This is a genomic window from Pseudomonas sp. LBUM1672 (genome assembly GCF_059695655.1).
Window position 1 is genome coordinate 3,359,535 of record NZ_CP166781.1, and the last position, 15,334, is coordinate 3,374,868.

At 60.1% G+C, this 15,334-nt stretch carries 11 protein-coding genes and 2 pseudogenes; 5 read left to right on the top strand and 8 right to left on the bottom strand.

The genetic code is table 11. The features are described 5' to 3' along the window. Window positions 1-30 precede the first annotated feature (30 nt). Together ACA053_RS15225 and ACA053_RS15230 are read left to right on the top strand one after the other, a co-directional pair. Window positions 31-1,329, top strand: a complete 1,299-nt coding sequence (locus ACA053_RS15225) for an MFS transporter (RefSeq protein ID WP_109631829.1) — start codon at window positions 31-33, stop codon at window positions 1,327-1,329. A gap of 21 nt (window positions 1,330-1,350) precedes the next feature. Next, on the top strand, window positions 1,351-2,328 hold the full coding sequence (locus ACA053_RS15230; protein WP_497396171.1) for an NAD(P)-dependent oxidoreductase: 978 nt from the start codon (window positions 1,351-1,353) through the stop codon (window positions 2,326-2,328). Window positions 2,329-2,455: 127 nt separating this feature from the next. On the opposite strand, the gene ACA053_RS15235 is transcribed toward ACA053_RS15230, so the two are convergent. The 5 genes and pseudogenes from ACA053_RS15235 to ACA053_RS15255 all read right to left on the bottom strand — a co-directional run bounded on the left by ACA053_RS15235 (window position 2,456) and on the right by ACA053_RS15255 (window position 8,212). Continuing rightward, a complete protein-coding gene (locus ACA053_RS15235; protein WP_497311640.1) occupies window positions 2,456-3,643 on the bottom strand; it encodes a pyridoxal phosphate-dependent aminotransferase in 1,188 nt (395 codons plus the stop codon). Between the two features lie 160 nt (window positions 3,644-3,803). Then, window positions 3,804-4,793, bottom strand: a pseudogene (locus ACA053_RS15240) (methyl-accepting chemotaxis protein); the annotation flags it as partial. 42 nt (window positions 4,794-4,835) lie between these two features. Next, window positions 4,836-5,375: pseudogene (locus ACA053_RS15245) on the bottom strand (MCP four helix bundle domain-containing protein); the annotation flags it as partial. 285 nt (window positions 5,376-5,660) lie between these two features. Next, window positions 5,661-6,803 (bottom strand): glycerate kinase, encoded by a 1,143-nt coding sequence (locus ACA053_RS15250; protein ID WP_497392971.1) that lies wholly within the window; start codon window positions 6,801-6,803, stop codon window positions 5,661-5,663. Between the two features lie 296 nt (window positions 6,804-7,099). Beyond that, the gene (locus tag ACA053_RS15255) at window positions 7,100-8,212 is read right to left on the bottom strand and encodes a sugar diacid recognition domain-containing protein (RefSeq protein WP_497392972.1); all 1,113 of its coding nucleotides are present in this window, start codon (window positions 8,210-8,212) and stop codon (window positions 7,100-7,102) included. Between the two features lie 169 nt (window positions 8,213-8,381). Here ACA053_RS15255 and ACA053_RS15260 point away from each other — a divergent pair, with 169 nt between their 5' ends. Then, the gene (locus tag ACA053_RS15260) at window positions 8,382-9,692 is read left to right on the top strand and encodes an MFS transporter (protein WP_497311643.1); all 1,311 of its coding nucleotides are present in this window, start codon (window positions 8,382-8,384) and stop codon (window positions 9,690-9,692) included. Between the two features lie 274 nt (window positions 9,693-9,966). Here the strand turns inward: ACA053_RS15260 and ACA053_RS15265 are convergent, their stop codons facing one another. Next, the gene (locus ACA053_RS15265; RefSeq protein ID WP_109631839.1) at window positions 9,967-10,329 is read right to left on the bottom strand and encodes a DUF6124 family protein; all 363 of its coding nucleotides are present in this window, start codon (window positions 10,327-10,329) and stop codon (window positions 9,967-9,969) included. A 440-nt stretch (window positions 10,330-10,769) separates the two neighbouring features. On the opposite strand from ACA053_RS15265, the gene ACA053_RS15270 reads away from it, so the two are divergent. Both ACA053_RS15270 and rarD read left to right on the top strand, forming a co-directional pair. Then, window positions 10,770-11,783 carry an aldo/keto reductase gene (locus ACA053_RS15270; RefSeq protein ID WP_497392974.1) on the top strand — a complete coding sequence of 338 codons (1,014 nt, stop codon included), beginning with the start codon at window positions 10,770-10,772 and terminating at the stop codon, window positions 11,781-11,783. Between the two features lie 205 nt (window positions 11,784-11,988). Next, entirely contained in the window at window positions 11,989-12,870 is an 882-nt protein-coding gene (gene rarD / locus ACA053_RS15275) for an EamA family transporter RarD (RefSeq protein WP_497311645.1), read from the top strand. A 127-nt stretch (window positions 12,871-12,997) separates the two neighbouring features. Here rarD and hppD read toward each other — a convergent pair whose 3' ends face one another. Both hppD and ACA053_RS15285 read right to left on the bottom strand, forming a co-directional pair. Next, window positions 12,998-14,074: a 4-hydroxyphenylpyruvate dioxygenase gene (gene hppD, locus ACA053_RS15280; RefSeq protein ID WP_497392975.1), complete on the bottom strand. Its 1,077-nt coding sequence runs from the start codon at window positions 14,072-14,074 to the stop codon at window positions 12,998-13,000. 249 nt (window positions 14,075-14,323) lie between these two features. Next, window positions 14,324-15,262, bottom strand: coding sequence for a DMT family transporter (locus ACA053_RS15285; RefSeq protein WP_497392976.1), 939 nt, complete (start codon window positions 15,260-15,262; stop codon window positions 14,324-14,326). Window positions 15,263-15,334: the final 72 nt, after the last annotated feature.

The following is a 15,334-nucleotide window of genomic DNA, read 5'->3' on the forward strand; positions in this document are numbered from 1 at the left end:
GACAAAAACAACAAGCTCAGGAGCACCACCATGAAAACCGCCTCACTCGCCACCCGCCGCTGGTGGTACATCATGCCCATCGTCTTCATCACCTACAGCCTGGCGTATCTGGACCGCGCCAACTATGGGTTCGCTGCCGCCTCCGGGATGGCCGCCGACCTGATGATCACCCCCGGCCTGTCGTCGATGCTCGGCGCGCTGTTTTTCCTAGGCTACTTTTTCTTCCAGGTACCGGGCGCGATCTACGCGCAAAAGCACAGCGTGAAGAAACTGATTTTCGTCAGCCTGATCCTCTGGGGCGGGCTCGCCACACTGACCGGCATCGTCTCCAACGCCTATTGGCTGATCGTGATCCGCTTCATGCTCGGCGTGGTCGAAGCCGCGGTGATGCCGGCGATGCTGGTGTACCTGTGCCACTGGTTCACCCGGGCCGAACGCTCGCGGGCCAACACTTTCCTGATCCTCGGCAACCCGGTGACCATGCTCTGGATGTCGGTGGTGTCGGGTTATCTGGTGCAGCATTACAGCTGGCGCTGGATGTTCATCATCGAAGGCTTGCCGGCGGTGCTCTGGGCATTTATCTGGTGGCGTCTGGCCGACGACCGCCCGGCCCAGGCCAAGTGGCTGACCGACCAGGAGAAGCACGACCTGGAAAGCGCCCTCGCCGCCGAACAGGTCGGCATCAAGGCAGTGAAGAACTACGCCGAAGCCTTTCGCTCACCGAAAGTAATCATCCTGGCGTTGCAGTTTTTCTGCTGGAGCATTGGTGTCTACGGTTTCGTGTTGTGGCTGCCGTCGATCCTCAAGGCCGGCGCGCAGATGGACATGATCGAAGCCGGCTGGCTCTCGGCGCTGCCGTACCTGGCCGCCGTCATCGGCATGTTGCTGGTGTCGTGGGGCTCGGACAAATTGCAGAAGCGCAAACGCTTCGTCTGGCCGCCGCTGCTGATTGCCTCGATTGCGTTCTACGGCTCCTACGCCTTGGGCGCTGAACATTTCTGGTGGTCCTACACACTGTTGGTGATTGCCGGCGCCTGCATGTATGCGCCTTACGGACCATTTTTCGCGATTGTCCCGGAGATTCTTCCTGCCAACGTAGCCGGCGGCGCGATGGCGCTGATCAACAGCATGGGCGCGCTGGGTTCGTTTGGCGGTTCATATCTGGTCGGCTACCTGAACAGCTCCACCGGGTCGCCCGGTGCTTCTTACCTGCTGATGAGCGGTGCGTTGATGCTCTCGGTGGTGCTGACGATTTTCCTCAAGCCCGGCGCCAGTGACCGGGTCGTGGCCAAGGCCGCTGCGCAACGGCCAGTGACGGCTCACCCTTGAATTGAAGTTGAGATGATGACGATGAAAAAGCAGGTCGTGCTGTACAAGAAACTCTCGCCGCTGTTGATGGCTCGCCTGCATGAGCACACCGAGGTGACGCTGATCGACAATCTCAAGCCGGAGGGCATCGCGCAACTGCGCGACGCCCTGCCCCGCGCTCACGGACTGCTCGGTGCAAGTCTGAAGCTGGACGCCGAACTGCTTGATCTGGCGCCCAATCTTGAAGCCATCGCCAGTGTCTCCGTCGGTGTCGACAACTACGACATCGACTACCTGACCGAGCGACGCATCCTGCTCAGCAACACGCCGGACGTGCTGACCGAAACCACCGCCGACACGGGTTTTGCGCTGATTCTGGCGACGGCCCGGCGGGTGGTGGAGTTGGCCAACATGGTCCGCGCCGGTCAGTGGAACCGCAACATTGGCCCGGTGCATTTCGGCACCGATGTGCATGGCAAGACGCTGGGCATCATCGGCATGGGGCGGATTGGCGAGGCGCTGGCGCAACGTGGGCATTTTGGCTTTGGCATGCCGGTGATCTACCACAGCCATTCGCCGAAACCGGCGGTTGAGCAACGTTTTGATGCTCAGTACCGCAGCCTGACGGAGCTGTTGCAGCAGGCCGACTTCATTTGCCTGACGTTGCCGCTGACGGCGGAAACCGAAGGGTTGATTGGCGCTGCAGAGTTCGCACTGATGCGGCCGGAGAGCATTTTCATCAACATTTCCCGAGGGAAAGTCGTGGATGAGGCAGCGCTGATCGAAGCGTTGCGCACCGGACAGATTCGCGCGGCGGGCCTGGATGTGTTTGAGCGTGAGCCGCTGAATGTTGACTCGCCATTATTGACGTTGAACAACGTGGTGGCGACGCCGCACATGGGGTCGGCGACGCATGAGACACGGGAGGCGATGGCTCAATGCGCGGTGGATAATCTGCTGATGGCGTTGGCTGGGGAGCGGCCCAAGAATCTGGTGAATGTTGGGGCGTGGCAGGCTTAGGACATTTGACGCCTGTCAGGCAGCCATCGCGAGCAGGCTCGCTCCCACAGTGGATTTGTGAACGCCACAGATCCCCTGTGGGAGTGAGCCCGCTCGCGATGAGGCCGGCACTGACAACACAAATCAGTCAGGCGCGCCGCGCTTCCAGCAGGTCCGCCGCACACAAGGCGATTCGCCGACAAGCATCGGCCAGTTTCACTTGATCCACCACCAACCCGATCCGGATATGCCCCGCCGCACTCGGCCCGAACGCCTCACCGGCCAGCACAGACACGCCGTACCCCTCCAGCAAACGCTCGGCAAACCCTTGGGCACACAACCCGGTCGGGCGCACATCGACCATCACGAACATCCCGCCATCCGGCCGCACCGGTCGGAGCCCCGCGCAATTGCTCAACCGCGCACACACCAGATCGCGACGCTGGCGATATTCCTCACGCATCAGCGCGACTTCCGGCAGGTCTTCATCCAGCGCCACTTGCGCGGCTTTCTGCACAAAATCGGGAATGCCGAACAGCATGCACAACGACAAATGCACCAGATGCTCGGCCAGCATTTTCGGGCCGATCGACCAACCCACGCGCCAGCCGCTCATGGCGTGGGACTTGGACAAGCTGTTGATGGTCGCGGTGCGTTCGGCCATGCCCGGCAGGCTCGCCGGGCTGGTGTGCTCACCCTCGAACAACAGATCGCTGTAGACCTCGTCACTGATCAGCCACAGATCATGGCGCACGCACAACGCGGCCAGCGCTTGCCAGGTCTTGAGCGGCAAACTGGCACCCGACGGATTGTTCGGACTGTTGAGCAACAGGACGCGGGTCTTCGGCGTGATCAGCGCCGCCACATCCGCCGGGTCAACGCGAAAGCCGTCCTCCGGGCGCACCGCCACCGGCACCACTTTGGCGGAGCAGGCGCCGAACACGCCTTCGTAGGTGACGTACATCGGCTCGGCAACGATCACCTCATCGCCTGGATCGAGCAGGCATTGCGCAACCGAATACACCGCACACTGCGCCCCCGGAAACACAATCACATGATCGGCGTCCACCGCCTGACCACTGCGCTGTCGATGGCGCCGCGCGATGCTGCTGCGCAATCCGCGACTGCCACGCACCTCGGGGTAATGCGTTTCGCCGGCCCGCAAGCTGTCGATGGCGGCCTGGACGATGGGCGGCGGTGTGTCGAAATCCGGATCGCCAATCGACAGAAGCAGCACATCGATTCCCTGCTCGCGCATTTCCAGCGCTCGGTCATGAATCTGCCAGGCTGCCGCTCCGTCGCCGGCGATTCGTTGGGTCAAGGCTGAATAGCGCATGTAATTCTCCTGTCGCGCGCGGACTCCCAGCCACAACCCTATCTCAAATCACGAAACGCGCCACCATCGCATTCAAATCCACCGCCAGGCGCGACAGTTCATGGGTCGAGGCGCTGGTCTGATTGGCACCGGCGGCGGACTGGGTGGCGAGGTCGCGGATGTTCACCAGGTTGCGGTCGACTTCACGGGACACCTGGGCCTGTTCTTCCGAGGCGCTGGCGATCACCAGGTTGCGTTCGTTGATCAAGTGGATCGACTGGGTGATCTGCTCCAGCGCCACACCGGCGGCGCGGGCCATCTCCAGCGTGCTTTGGGTGCGCTGATTGCTTTGCTGCATCGACGAGACCGCTTCGCCCGTGCCGTTCTGGATGCCGGCGACCATTTTTTCGATTTCCTGGGTCGATTGCGCCGTGCGATGAGCCAAGGCCCGGACTTCATCCGCGACCACGGCAAAACCACGTCCGGCTTCACCAGCACGCGCCGCTTCGATCGCCGCGTTGAGGGCCAGCAGGTTGGTTTGTTCGGCGATGGCGCGGATCACGTCCAGCACTTTGCCGATGTCGCGCCCCTGTGCGGCCAGGCCTTCGATCATCAACGAAGTGTTTTGCACGTCGTGGGTCATGGTCTGGATCGCGTCGACGGTTTCCACCACACGGTCGCGGCCTTCGCGCGCGGCCTGGGTCGACTGGTTCGAGGCTTCAGACGTCGACACGGCATTGCGGGCGACTTCTTCCACGGCGGCGGTCATTTCGTTGACCGCTGTCGCGGCCTGTTCGATTTCGTTGTTCTGTTGTTGCAGGCCGCGGGACGCTTCCTGGGTCACGGTGCTCAACTCTTCAGCGGCGGCGCCCAGTTGCGTGGCGGAACCGGCGATCTGTTCGATGGTTTGGCGCAGGTTGGCCTGCATGACGGACAAAGCACCGAGCAAACGGGCCGGTTCGTCCTTGCCGTCGATCTCGATGGCTTTGCTCAGGTTGCCGCCGGCAATGGTTTCGGCGGCTTGCACGGCGCGGTTCAGCGGCGTGACGATGCTGCGGGTCAGCAGCCAGGCCAGCAGCACGGTCATGAGCGACGCCACCACCGACACCGCGATAATGCCGGTCACGGCGGTGTTGTAATTTTCTTGCGCGATAACACCGGCCGCTTTGGCGCCCTCCTGGTTGTACGCCACCAGTTTATTGAGCTGTTCGCCCATCTGGTCGGTGCCTTCCTTGATCCGCGTGTTGATCAGGGTGCGCATCTCATCGACCTTGTTCTGGCGCGACAGGTCCAACATCTCGCGCTGCGCTTGTATGTATTTGTCCAGCGTGGCGCTGAACACTTTATACAGCGCCGCTTCGTCCGGGCCCGCCTTCAATTCGGCATAACTGGCCTGGGCCTTGCGCGCTTTGTCGGTGAGCACGGCAATCCGGGCTTCAGCTTCCTGCAGACTGGCCGGCTCGCGGTTGACCAGAATGCGGAACGACAGAATGCGCATGCGCAGGATGTTTTCGGTGACATTGCCCAGGTAGCCAACGCTGGGCAGTTGGGTACTGCCCATCTCGACCGAGGCGTGACGGATGATCGACATGCGGTTCACCGCGAATACACCCAGCACGATGACGAGCAAGGCAATGAACGCAAAACCCAGGAAGGCTCGAGGCGCGATATTCAGATTACGCAGGGACATAGGACGATACTCGGGTGATTGAAGCGGCGAGCGTCCTTGCGGTGATGGCTGAGTGGCGGGCATGAGGCGCGCGCGGGGTCAGCGTGGCGCCACTGTTGTAATAGGTTTGTGTGCGCCTATTGGATGTATCGGCTGGGGATGAGGTTTTTCGCGGGGATTTGAGAAAAATATTTTTGCTGGGCGACATCTGTTTCAACGCTGAAACACAGTGGCGGCCCTGATGAACATTTGTGGCGAGGGAGCTTGCTCCCGTCCGGCTGCGCAGCGGCCGTAGATTTTGGGGCCGCTTCGCAGCCCAGCGGGAGCAAGCTCCCTCGCCACAAGATTCCTGTGTGCTGACAGTTTTGGTCAGCGCTTGCGGCTGGCCATCCGCCAAACACGCGCGATATCACTCGCCCGATCACGCAACAACCGCGGCGCCTCGGCACACGCCTGTTCCAGCGTCATCGGCCCGCTGGCCAAGGCAAACGCCGCATCAATGCCATGTTCATACAACGCCTGATAACCCTCACCCAACGTCCCCGCGATCACAATCACCGGCACGCCCTGCTCACGGGCAATGCGCGCCACGCCAAACGGCGTTTTGCCGCGCAACGTCTGGGCGTCAAAACGGCCTTCGCCGGTGATGACCAAGTCAGCGCCCTTCACCGCTTCTGCGAGCCCGACCAACTCGGCGACGACTTCCACGCCCGCCTCGAATTGCGCCTCCAGAAACGCCTTGGCCGCAAACCCCAAGCCACCCGCCGCGCCGCTGCCCGGTTCGTCCTGGACGTCCTTGCCCAACGCCTGGGCGCAGAGCTTGGCGAAGTGCCCGAGGGCAGCGTCCAATTGCCGGACCTGCTCAGGCGATGCACCTTTCTGCGGACCAAAAATCGCCGAAGCGCCGTGAGGACCGCACAGGGGATTGTTGACGTCGGCAGCGATGTCGAAGCGCACGTTGGTCAGACGCGGATCGATTTCACTCAGATCGATCTGAGCCAGGTGCGCCAACGCCAGACCGCCCGGTGCCAGCGTTTGGCCTTGCACATCCAGCAACTTCACGCCCAACGCCTGCATCGCCCCGGCACCGCCATCGTTGGTGGCGCTGCCGCCAATGGCCAGGATCACCCGTTGCGCTCCGGCATCCAGCGCGGCACGAATCAGTTCACCGGTGCCAAAGGTGCTGCTGACGCACGCATCGCGCTGCCCCGGTGGAACCAGTTGCAGCCCGCTGGCCTCGGCCATTTCGATGATCGCGGTGTGGGTGTGCGGCAACCAGCCCCACGCGGCATCGACGGTGATGCCGAGCGGACCGCTAACCTGGTTCCTGCGCAATTCGCCTTCGCACGCCGCCAGAATCGACTCGACAGTGCCCTCGCCGCCGTCGGCCATCGGGCATTTGACCAATTGCGCTTCGGGCCAGACCTCTGCCAATCCCAGGGCAATGGCATTGGCCACACCCTGGGCACTCAGGCTGTCCTTGAACGAATCGGGGGCGATGACGATTTTCATGCGAATTCTCCAGTTCCAATGCGTTCCATGCTGCCAGCAGCCCCGAACAATAACGCCGGTCCGCTGCACAAGCGGGGGTGGCGTTTATTGTTCATTTCTACAAACCCTGCCGACCTACACACTTGTTGTAGCAGCTGACGTTGTGGCGAGGGGATTTATCCCCGTTCGGCTGCGAAGCAGCCGTGAATTCAGATAGCGCGGTGTATCTGATGGACCGTGCATTCAGGTTTTACGACTGCTTCGCAGCCGAACGGGGATAAATCCCCTCGCCACAGGGCAGCTACAGAAAGAGGGCTTCAGTCGGTTTGGGGGAGGAGTTGGACGCCTAAGTACAGCGCAAGCATCCCGTCCAGTTTCAGCGGGTCAACCCCGCTCAACTCGGCAATCCGCTCCATTCGATAGCGCAAGCTATTGCGATGAATCCCCAGCGCATCCGCACACGCCTGACTCTGCCCGTCGTGCTCACACCAACTGCGCAAAGTCGCCAGCAGTTGACCGTTGCCATCCTTGGCGATGACTTTGCGCAGCGGCTTGAGCAATTCATCCAGCGCATCGTCGTTGCGATGTCGCCACAGCATCACCGGCAGCCGATACCGGTGGAGCGTCAGCAACCGCGAACACGGCAACACATCGCGCCCATACGCCAGCAAATCGCCGACCCGTCGATAACAGCGGCGCAACCCGGACAACCCATCCGCCTGCCCGCCCACGGCAATACGCAAAATGTTCCAGCCCAGACCGTCAAGTTTCTCCAGCAACCGTTCATTCTCGATCGCCTGACTCGCCGGCCGGCACCACAGCAACGAAGACTTCGCCGAACTCACGCACCAACTGTCCGGGTACCGCGAGGTCAGCCAGGCACTGAGCGCATCAACCGTTTGCCCCGGCCCATGCTCCATGCCCAGCTCGAACAGATACGGCACCCGCGTCATCTGCGGCTTGAGTCCCAACTGCTGCGCTTCATCCAGCAAGCGCGGTGAATCTCCGGCCTCGCTCAGCAGCAACGCCAGTAGATCGTCGCAACGCTGACGCCGCCATTGCTGCTCGGCCTGCTGATTGCGCTGGCCGACCAGCATCTCCGCCGTCATCCGCACCAGCTCGGCATAGGTGCGCAATTGCTCGGGCTCGCCGGTAATCCCCAGCACACCAATCAGGCGCTGATCGAGCAACAACGGCAAGTTGATCCCCGGCTGCACGCCTTTGAGATGAATCGCCGTCTGCGCGTCGATTTCCACCACGCGCCCGTTGGCCAGGACCAGTTGCGCGCCTTCATGGCGGGTGTTGATCCGCTCCGGTTCGCCGCTGCCGAGGATCAAGCCCTGACTGTCCATGACGTTGACGTTGTACGGCAGGATGGCCATCGCCCGGTCGACGATGTCCTGGGCCAGGTCGTGATCGAGTTCGAACATATCGGGATCCTTGGGAGCGTGATGGGACGGCTTGTTCACCCGCACAGGGCTTGGTTGCAAACCCTGTGCTCAGGCACAAAGACAGCAACCCCGAGGGTGGCCGAGACTCTCTGGGCGATCAACGTTACCCTGCGCATCGCAAAAAATCATAATAAAGAGAGAGCCCGCCATGTCACAGAGCGCCGCCGCTACCCAGGCCATCGTTGACGACAAAAACGCCGTCTACAAACGCATCACTCTGCGTTTGATCCCCTTCATCTTCATCTGCTACCTGTTCAACTACCTCGACCGGGTCAACGTTGGATTCGCCAAGCTGCAGATGCTCGACGCACTGAAATTCAGCGAAACCGTGTACGGCCTCGGGGCCGGGATCTTCTTTATCGGCTACGTGCTGTGCGGTGTACCGAGCAACCTGGCACTGACCAAATTCGGCCCACGGCGCTGGATCGCGTTGATGATGATCGTCTGGGGCACGCTCTCGACCTGCCTGCTGTTTGTCACCACCCCGACCGAGTTCTACACCTTGCGCCTGTTCACCGGCGCGGCCGAAGCCGGGTTCTTCCCGGGCGTGGTGCTTTACCTTTCGCAGTGGTTCCCGACCTTCCGCCGTGGCCGCATCATGGCGCTGTTCATGTCGGCGATCCCGGTGTCCGGCCTGCTCGGCAGCCCGTTTTCCGGCTGGATTCTTAACCATTTCGCCGCCGGCCAGGGCGGGTTGGCCGGCTGGCAGTGGATGTTCCTGCTGCAAGGCATTCCGACCGTGATCCTCGGCGCCCTCGCCTATTTCCTGCTGAGCGACAGCTACGCCAACGCCAAGTGGCTGACGCCGTTTGAGCGTTCGGTGCTGGAAGCCGACCACGCCATCGATCTGGCCAACAAACCGAAAACCTCTACCGACTCGTTGCTGGCCGTATTCAAGAACCCGGCGATCTGGGCGTTCGGTTTGATCTACTTCTGCATCCAGAGCGGCGTCTACGCGATCAACTTCTGGCTGCCGTCGATCATCAAGAACCTGGGCTTCAGCGATAACCTGGTGATCGGTTGGTTGAGTGCGATTCCGTATCTGCTGGCGGCGCTGTTCATGTTGATGGTCGGTCGCTCGGCGGACCTGCGCAAAGAGCGTCGCTGGCATTTGGTGGTTCCGATGCTGATGGGCGCGGTCGGTCTGCTGATCGCCGTGAACTTCGCCACGACGCCGGCCATTGCGATCCTCGGCCTGACCATCGCCACCATGGGCGCCCTCACCGGCCTCCCGATGTTCTGGCCAGTGCCTACAGCGATGTTGAGCGCAGGCGCGGCGGCGGGCGGTTTGGCGTTGATCAACTCCATGGGGCAGATGGCGGGTTTCCTGAGCCCGTACCTGGTGGGTTGGGTCAAGGACAGCACCGGTTCGACGGATGCTGCGCTGTATCTGCTAGCGGGTGTGATTGTGTGTGGCAGCTTGCTGGCGTTGCGCATGACGCGGACGTTGAGGGTTTAAAGATCAACAAAAAACGGCCCTTTCGGGCCGTTTCTTATTTCGCATGTGTACTCAGATCTTATGTGGCCAGACACACTTTTTTGGCCACACAGGCATTTGTGGCGAGGGAGCTTGCTCCCGCTGGGATGCGAAGCAGCCCCAAAAGCCGCAACCGCGAACTTTCAGGCACACCGCATATGCCGGATTTACGACTGCTGCGCAGTCGAGCGGGAGCAAGCTCCCTCGCCACAAGTAAGTGCACTTACATAGCAAAGTGTTCTTCTCAGAACTTAAGCTACCCCTGCGGGCCAACGTTATCCAGCACCCGGTTCGCAGCAATCTCCGCCACCATGATGCTGTTCGAAATACCCAAAAGCGCATAACGCGACTCCCCCTCCAGATGATCCACCAACTGATGGACCATCACATCGACCGAGGCCAGCGTCTCGACCAGGTAAACCGCCAGGGTTTCGGTCGTGGCTTCGGGGTCCACGGAAAACAGGGTGCTGCGGGTTCGCGGGGTGGCTTTGATGTCGGCACTCGACGGGAAGTGAAAATCGAGCGCTCGTTCGGCGGCTTCGTTGAGCTTTTTTGAGTCGGGGAATTCGTAGGGGGAAACGTCGTCCGCTTCTGGTGGGTTTGGCGTTGGTTTGAACATAGATGAAACTCCTAATTGAGATTAAGGAGCCCTCACCCTCGCTACCAAACGAGTGGGTGGTGGCCATACGCGGGTTGGTAGACCGGCAATTAGGACCCGGCGCCCCCGAGGGAGCCCTGCGCATGACCACCATAAAAACAGCGACCTGAAAAGGCCTGCAAACGGTGGCGCTATGCGCCTAATTGCCGGGCTACCAAACCCGATCGCTGATATTCAGCGACGGGGAAACGATAAAACCCAGGCCCAAGGCGCACAAGCCGGCGGATTCTGGCGCAGTCGTAGGTAACGGCGCAAGGATGTGTAGCCTGAGTACGTGTCTGAAGGTGTCCGTTAAACAGTGCTGTTTAATACTGTCGCGCCTGCGCCGATAAATTCACTTTTCTGCGCCCGAACGTTCTGGTATTTGATTGAAGCTTTCCCACCGGTAAAAGGATTTCGTCATGAGCTATCGCACGCTGGGTCATTCGGGTTTACAGGTGTCGACCCTGACGTTGGGCACCATGATGTTCGGCGAACAGACCAGCACCGAAGATTCCCTGCGGATCATCGACAAGGCCTGGGACCAGGGCATCAATTTCATCGACACGGCGGACGTTTACACCAACGGCCGTTCCGAAGAGATTGTCGGCGAAGCGATCGCCGGCAACCGTCACGAATGGGTGCTGGCGACCAAGGTCGGTTTTGGCCCGGTGGATGGCGTGCCGAACCGCGCCGGTTTGAGTCGCAAGCATATTTTCAATGGCCTCGATGCCAGCCTGACGCGTTTGGGCACTGACTACCTCGACATTTATTACCTGCACCGCGAAGACCACAACACACCGCTGGAAGTAACCGTGTCGGCGATTGGCGATCTGATTCGTCAGGGCAAGATTCGCTATTGGGGGCTGTCGAACTACCGCGGCTGGCGGATTGCCGAGGTGATTCGGGTGGCGGATCAATTGGGTGTTGATCGGCCGGTGATCAGCCAGCCGCTGTACAACATTGTCAACCGTCAGGCCGAGACTGAGCAGATCACGGCCGCGCAGAATTATGGCCTGGGCGTGGTGCCTTACAGTCCGTTGGCGCGAGGGGTGTTGAGCGGTAAATATGCACCCGATGTCAAACCGGATGCCAACAGCCGTGCCGGACGTGCGGATAAACGCATCCTGGAAACCGAATGGCGCGTGGAGTCGTTGCGCATTGCCCAGCAGATTCAGGGATACACCCAGGGGCGCGGCGTGGGGATTGTCGAGTTTGCGATTGCGTGGGTGTTGAACAACAGAGCCGTTGCTTCTGCCATCGTCGGGCCGCGGACCGAGGAACAATGGGATGCGTATACCAAGGCGCAGTCGGTGAAGATCACGACGGAGGATGAGGCGTTTATTGATTCGCTGGTGACGCCAGGGCATTCGTCGACACCGGGGTTTAATGACGTGAGCCATTTTGTGTCGGGGCGTAAATCGCGTACGGCTTGAGATTTATCGCGGGCAAGCCCGCTCCCACAGGATTTGTGTTGATCCGCTGGCGGTGATTTGACGCGCATACTTGTGGGAGCTGGCTTGCCTGCGATGCCGGTCTATCATTCATGCGATGTTGGAAATATTGAGCACCCGACCAATATTCAGCACAAAAAACACGTATCCTCTGCGCCCGTTTCACCTTCGACCTCGCGAGGGCAGTTTGTCTAAAGGTATCGCTTTATCGGTTTCAGCCTCGGTGCTGTTTGCCGTCATGTATTACTACACGTCGTTGCTCACGCCTTTGAGCGGCGTGGAAATTTTCGGTTGGCGCATGCTGCTGACCGTGCCCTGCATGACCGTGTTCATGGTGGTCTCCGGCGAGTGGAGACGCGTGACCGATATTCTTCGGCGCCTCAACGGCCAGCCGAAACTGATCGCTGGCCTGATCGTCTCCTCGGCCCTGCTTGGTGTGCAGCTCTGGCTGTTCATGTGGGCGCCGCTTAACGGCTACAGCCTCGATGTGTCCCTCGGCTACTTCCTGTTGCCGCTGACCATGGTGCTGACCGGGCGGCTTGCCTATGGCGAGCGCCTCTCCTACCTGCAAAAAATCGCCGTGGTGCTGGCCTGTCTCGGGGTGGTCAACGAGGTGTATCAAGTCGGTGGTTTTTCCTGGGCGACCTTGCTGGTCTGCATCGGCTATCCGCTGTATTTCATCCTGCGCAAACGCCTGGCCGCCGACAACCTTGGCGGTTTATGGCTGGACATGGCGTTGACGCTGCCGGTGGCGTTCTGGTTCGTGCAGAGTGGCGAACAGGGTTTCGGCGTGTTTGACCAACATCCGTGGTTGTCACTGCTGATCCCGATACTCGGGGTGATCAGCGCGTCGGCGCTGGTGGTCTACATCATCGCCAGCCGGTTGTTGCCGTTCAGTCTGTTCGGGCTGTTGAGCTATGTGGAACCGGTGTTGCTGCTGGGCGTTGCATTGCTGCTTGGGGAAAGCATCAAACCCGGGGAATGGTTGACTTACATCCCGATCTGGCTCGCGGTGGTGGTGCTGGTGTTTGAAGGGTTCAAGCATTTGATGCGTCAGCGCAGACCTTAAATACAGCACAAGCAAATGTGGGAGCCAGCCTGCTGGCGATTGCAATCTGTCAGTCAACATCAATGTTGACTCTGGAGACGCTATCGCCAGCAGGCTGGCTCCCACAGTTTTTTAGCGGTGAGGCGGCTTACTCGGTGGCGAGTACGCCACGACGAACCTGATCCCGCTCGATCGATTCGAACAGTGCCTTGAAGTTGCCTTCACCGAAACCATCGTCGCCTTTACGCTGGATGAATTCGAAGAACACCGGGCCCATCAGGGTTTCCGAGAAGATCTGCAGCAGCAGACGCTTGTCACCTGACTCGGACGAACCGTCCAGCAGAATGCCGCGCGATTGCAGCTGATCAACCGGCTCACCGTGGTTCGGCAAACGGCCTTCGAGCATTTCGTAATAGGTTTCCGGTGGCGCGGTCATGAAGCGCATGCCGATGCTTTTCAGGTGATCCCAGGTCTTGATCAGGTCATCGGACAGGAAGGCAACGTGCTGGATGCCCTCGCCATTGAACTGCATCAGGAACTCTTCGATCTGACCGGCACCCTTGGACGATTCTTCGTTCAACGGGATGCGGATCATGCCGTCCGGTGCGGTCATGGCTTTCGAGGTCAGGCCGGTGTATTCGCCCTTGATGTCGAAGTAACGGATCTCGCGGAAGTTGAACAGTTTCTCGTAGAAGTTGGCCCAGTAGGCCATGCGACCGCGATACACGTTGTGGGTCAGGTGATCGATGATTTTCAGACCGGCGCCGACCGGGTTACGGTCCACACCTTCGATGAACACGAAGTCGATGTCGTAGATCGAGCTGCCTTCGCCGAAACGGTCGATCAGGTACAGCGGCGCGCCGCCAATGCCTTTGATCGCCGGCAGATTCAGTTCCATCGGACCAGTCTCGATATGGATCGGCTGGGCGCCGATTTCCAGCGCGCGCTTGTACGCCAGTTGCGAATCCTTGACGCGGAACGCCATGCCGCACACCGACGGACCATGCTCGGCCGCGAAGTACGAGGCGACGCTGTGGGGTTCGTTGTTGAGAATCAGGTTGATCTGGCCCTGACGATACAGGTGCACGTCTTTGGAGCGGTGGGTCGCGACCTTGGTGAAGCCCATGATCTCGAAGATCGGCTCCAGGGTGTTCGGGGTCGGCGATGCGAATTCGATGAATTCAAAGCCCATCAGGCCCATTGGGTTTTCGTATAAATCTGCCATTTTGGCGCCTCATCATTTTTTAGAATTAACGGAACGTTAGATGCTAATAATGCTGAAGCCGGCGGGTGGCGCGCAGGAGATGCCCCGCACGCTGCGGGCGAGGAAGTCACCGTAGATCAATTGAAACCCAAAACTCTTCATTGTCGACCCAAGGCTGATGCGGGCGAGGCTTCTGCTGCCAGAAGACGATTATTATTGTATGCGTAACCCGATTCTACACAGCGTAAATAGGTTTGTCCGCCTTCTGTATCAAATCCCCTTTTTCCCTGATCGCGCAAGGGGTTTGTTGCACAGGAAAATCCCCACAAGAATCAACCCTCCTCCCAGGCACATCGCCAGCGTCAACTGCTCGTCCAGCAGCAGCGCACCGAGGATCACGGCGGTCAGCGGATTCAAGGCAATGAACACCCCCGAACGCGTCGCGCCAATCTGGCGAATGCCGTCGTAATAGCCAATGTAGGCCAGCGCCGAGCCCAATACGCCCAAATACATCAGGCTCAACCACTGTTGCGGGCCGAGGCTGACAAGCGCGCTGACACTCAGTTCACCACTTACCGCGCTGGTCACCCAAAGCATCAACGTGCCCAGCAGTATCGAATAGGTCACCGTTTGCACCGGCCCCAGCGAGTGGTTCAGTTCTTTGGAGCACAGCGAGTAAATCCCCCAGCCGAGCACGCAGCCGAAAATCAGCAGGTCGCCGACCCAGGCGTCGGCATTGCTAGCCAGCAACTGCGGGTTGCGGCTGACGATCACCAGGCTCGCCCCGGCGATGCACACCGCGATCCCGACAACCTTCGCCCGACTCAAGCGCTCCTTGAACAGCAGCCACGACGCCAGCCCGATCACGGCGGGGTTTAGCGCCACAATCAATGATGCACGGGACGCATTGATGTAATGCAGTCCATAAAAGAAGCACAGGTTATAGAAGAAGATCCCGAAGAACCCCAGCAGCGCCAATTGCAGCCATTGCCTGGGGCTCGGTTTCGCCAGAGGCACGCGGGCCAGCAGCAAAAACAGCAGCAACGCCACGCTGGCCAGCAAGAATCTCAGGCTGGCGGCGAACAACGGACTGAGGCTGTCCGCGAGAAACCGGCCGGCCACGAACGTGCCGCCCCAGATCATGGTGACGGCGGCGAGTTTGAAATAAACCGGCACATCCGATGACGTTGTTTGCGCGTAAGTATTCATAAGGCGTCGGGACTTCAATCAGGGTAGATGACGTATCATTCGACTAATGCACGATCATCGTAAAATGAGTAA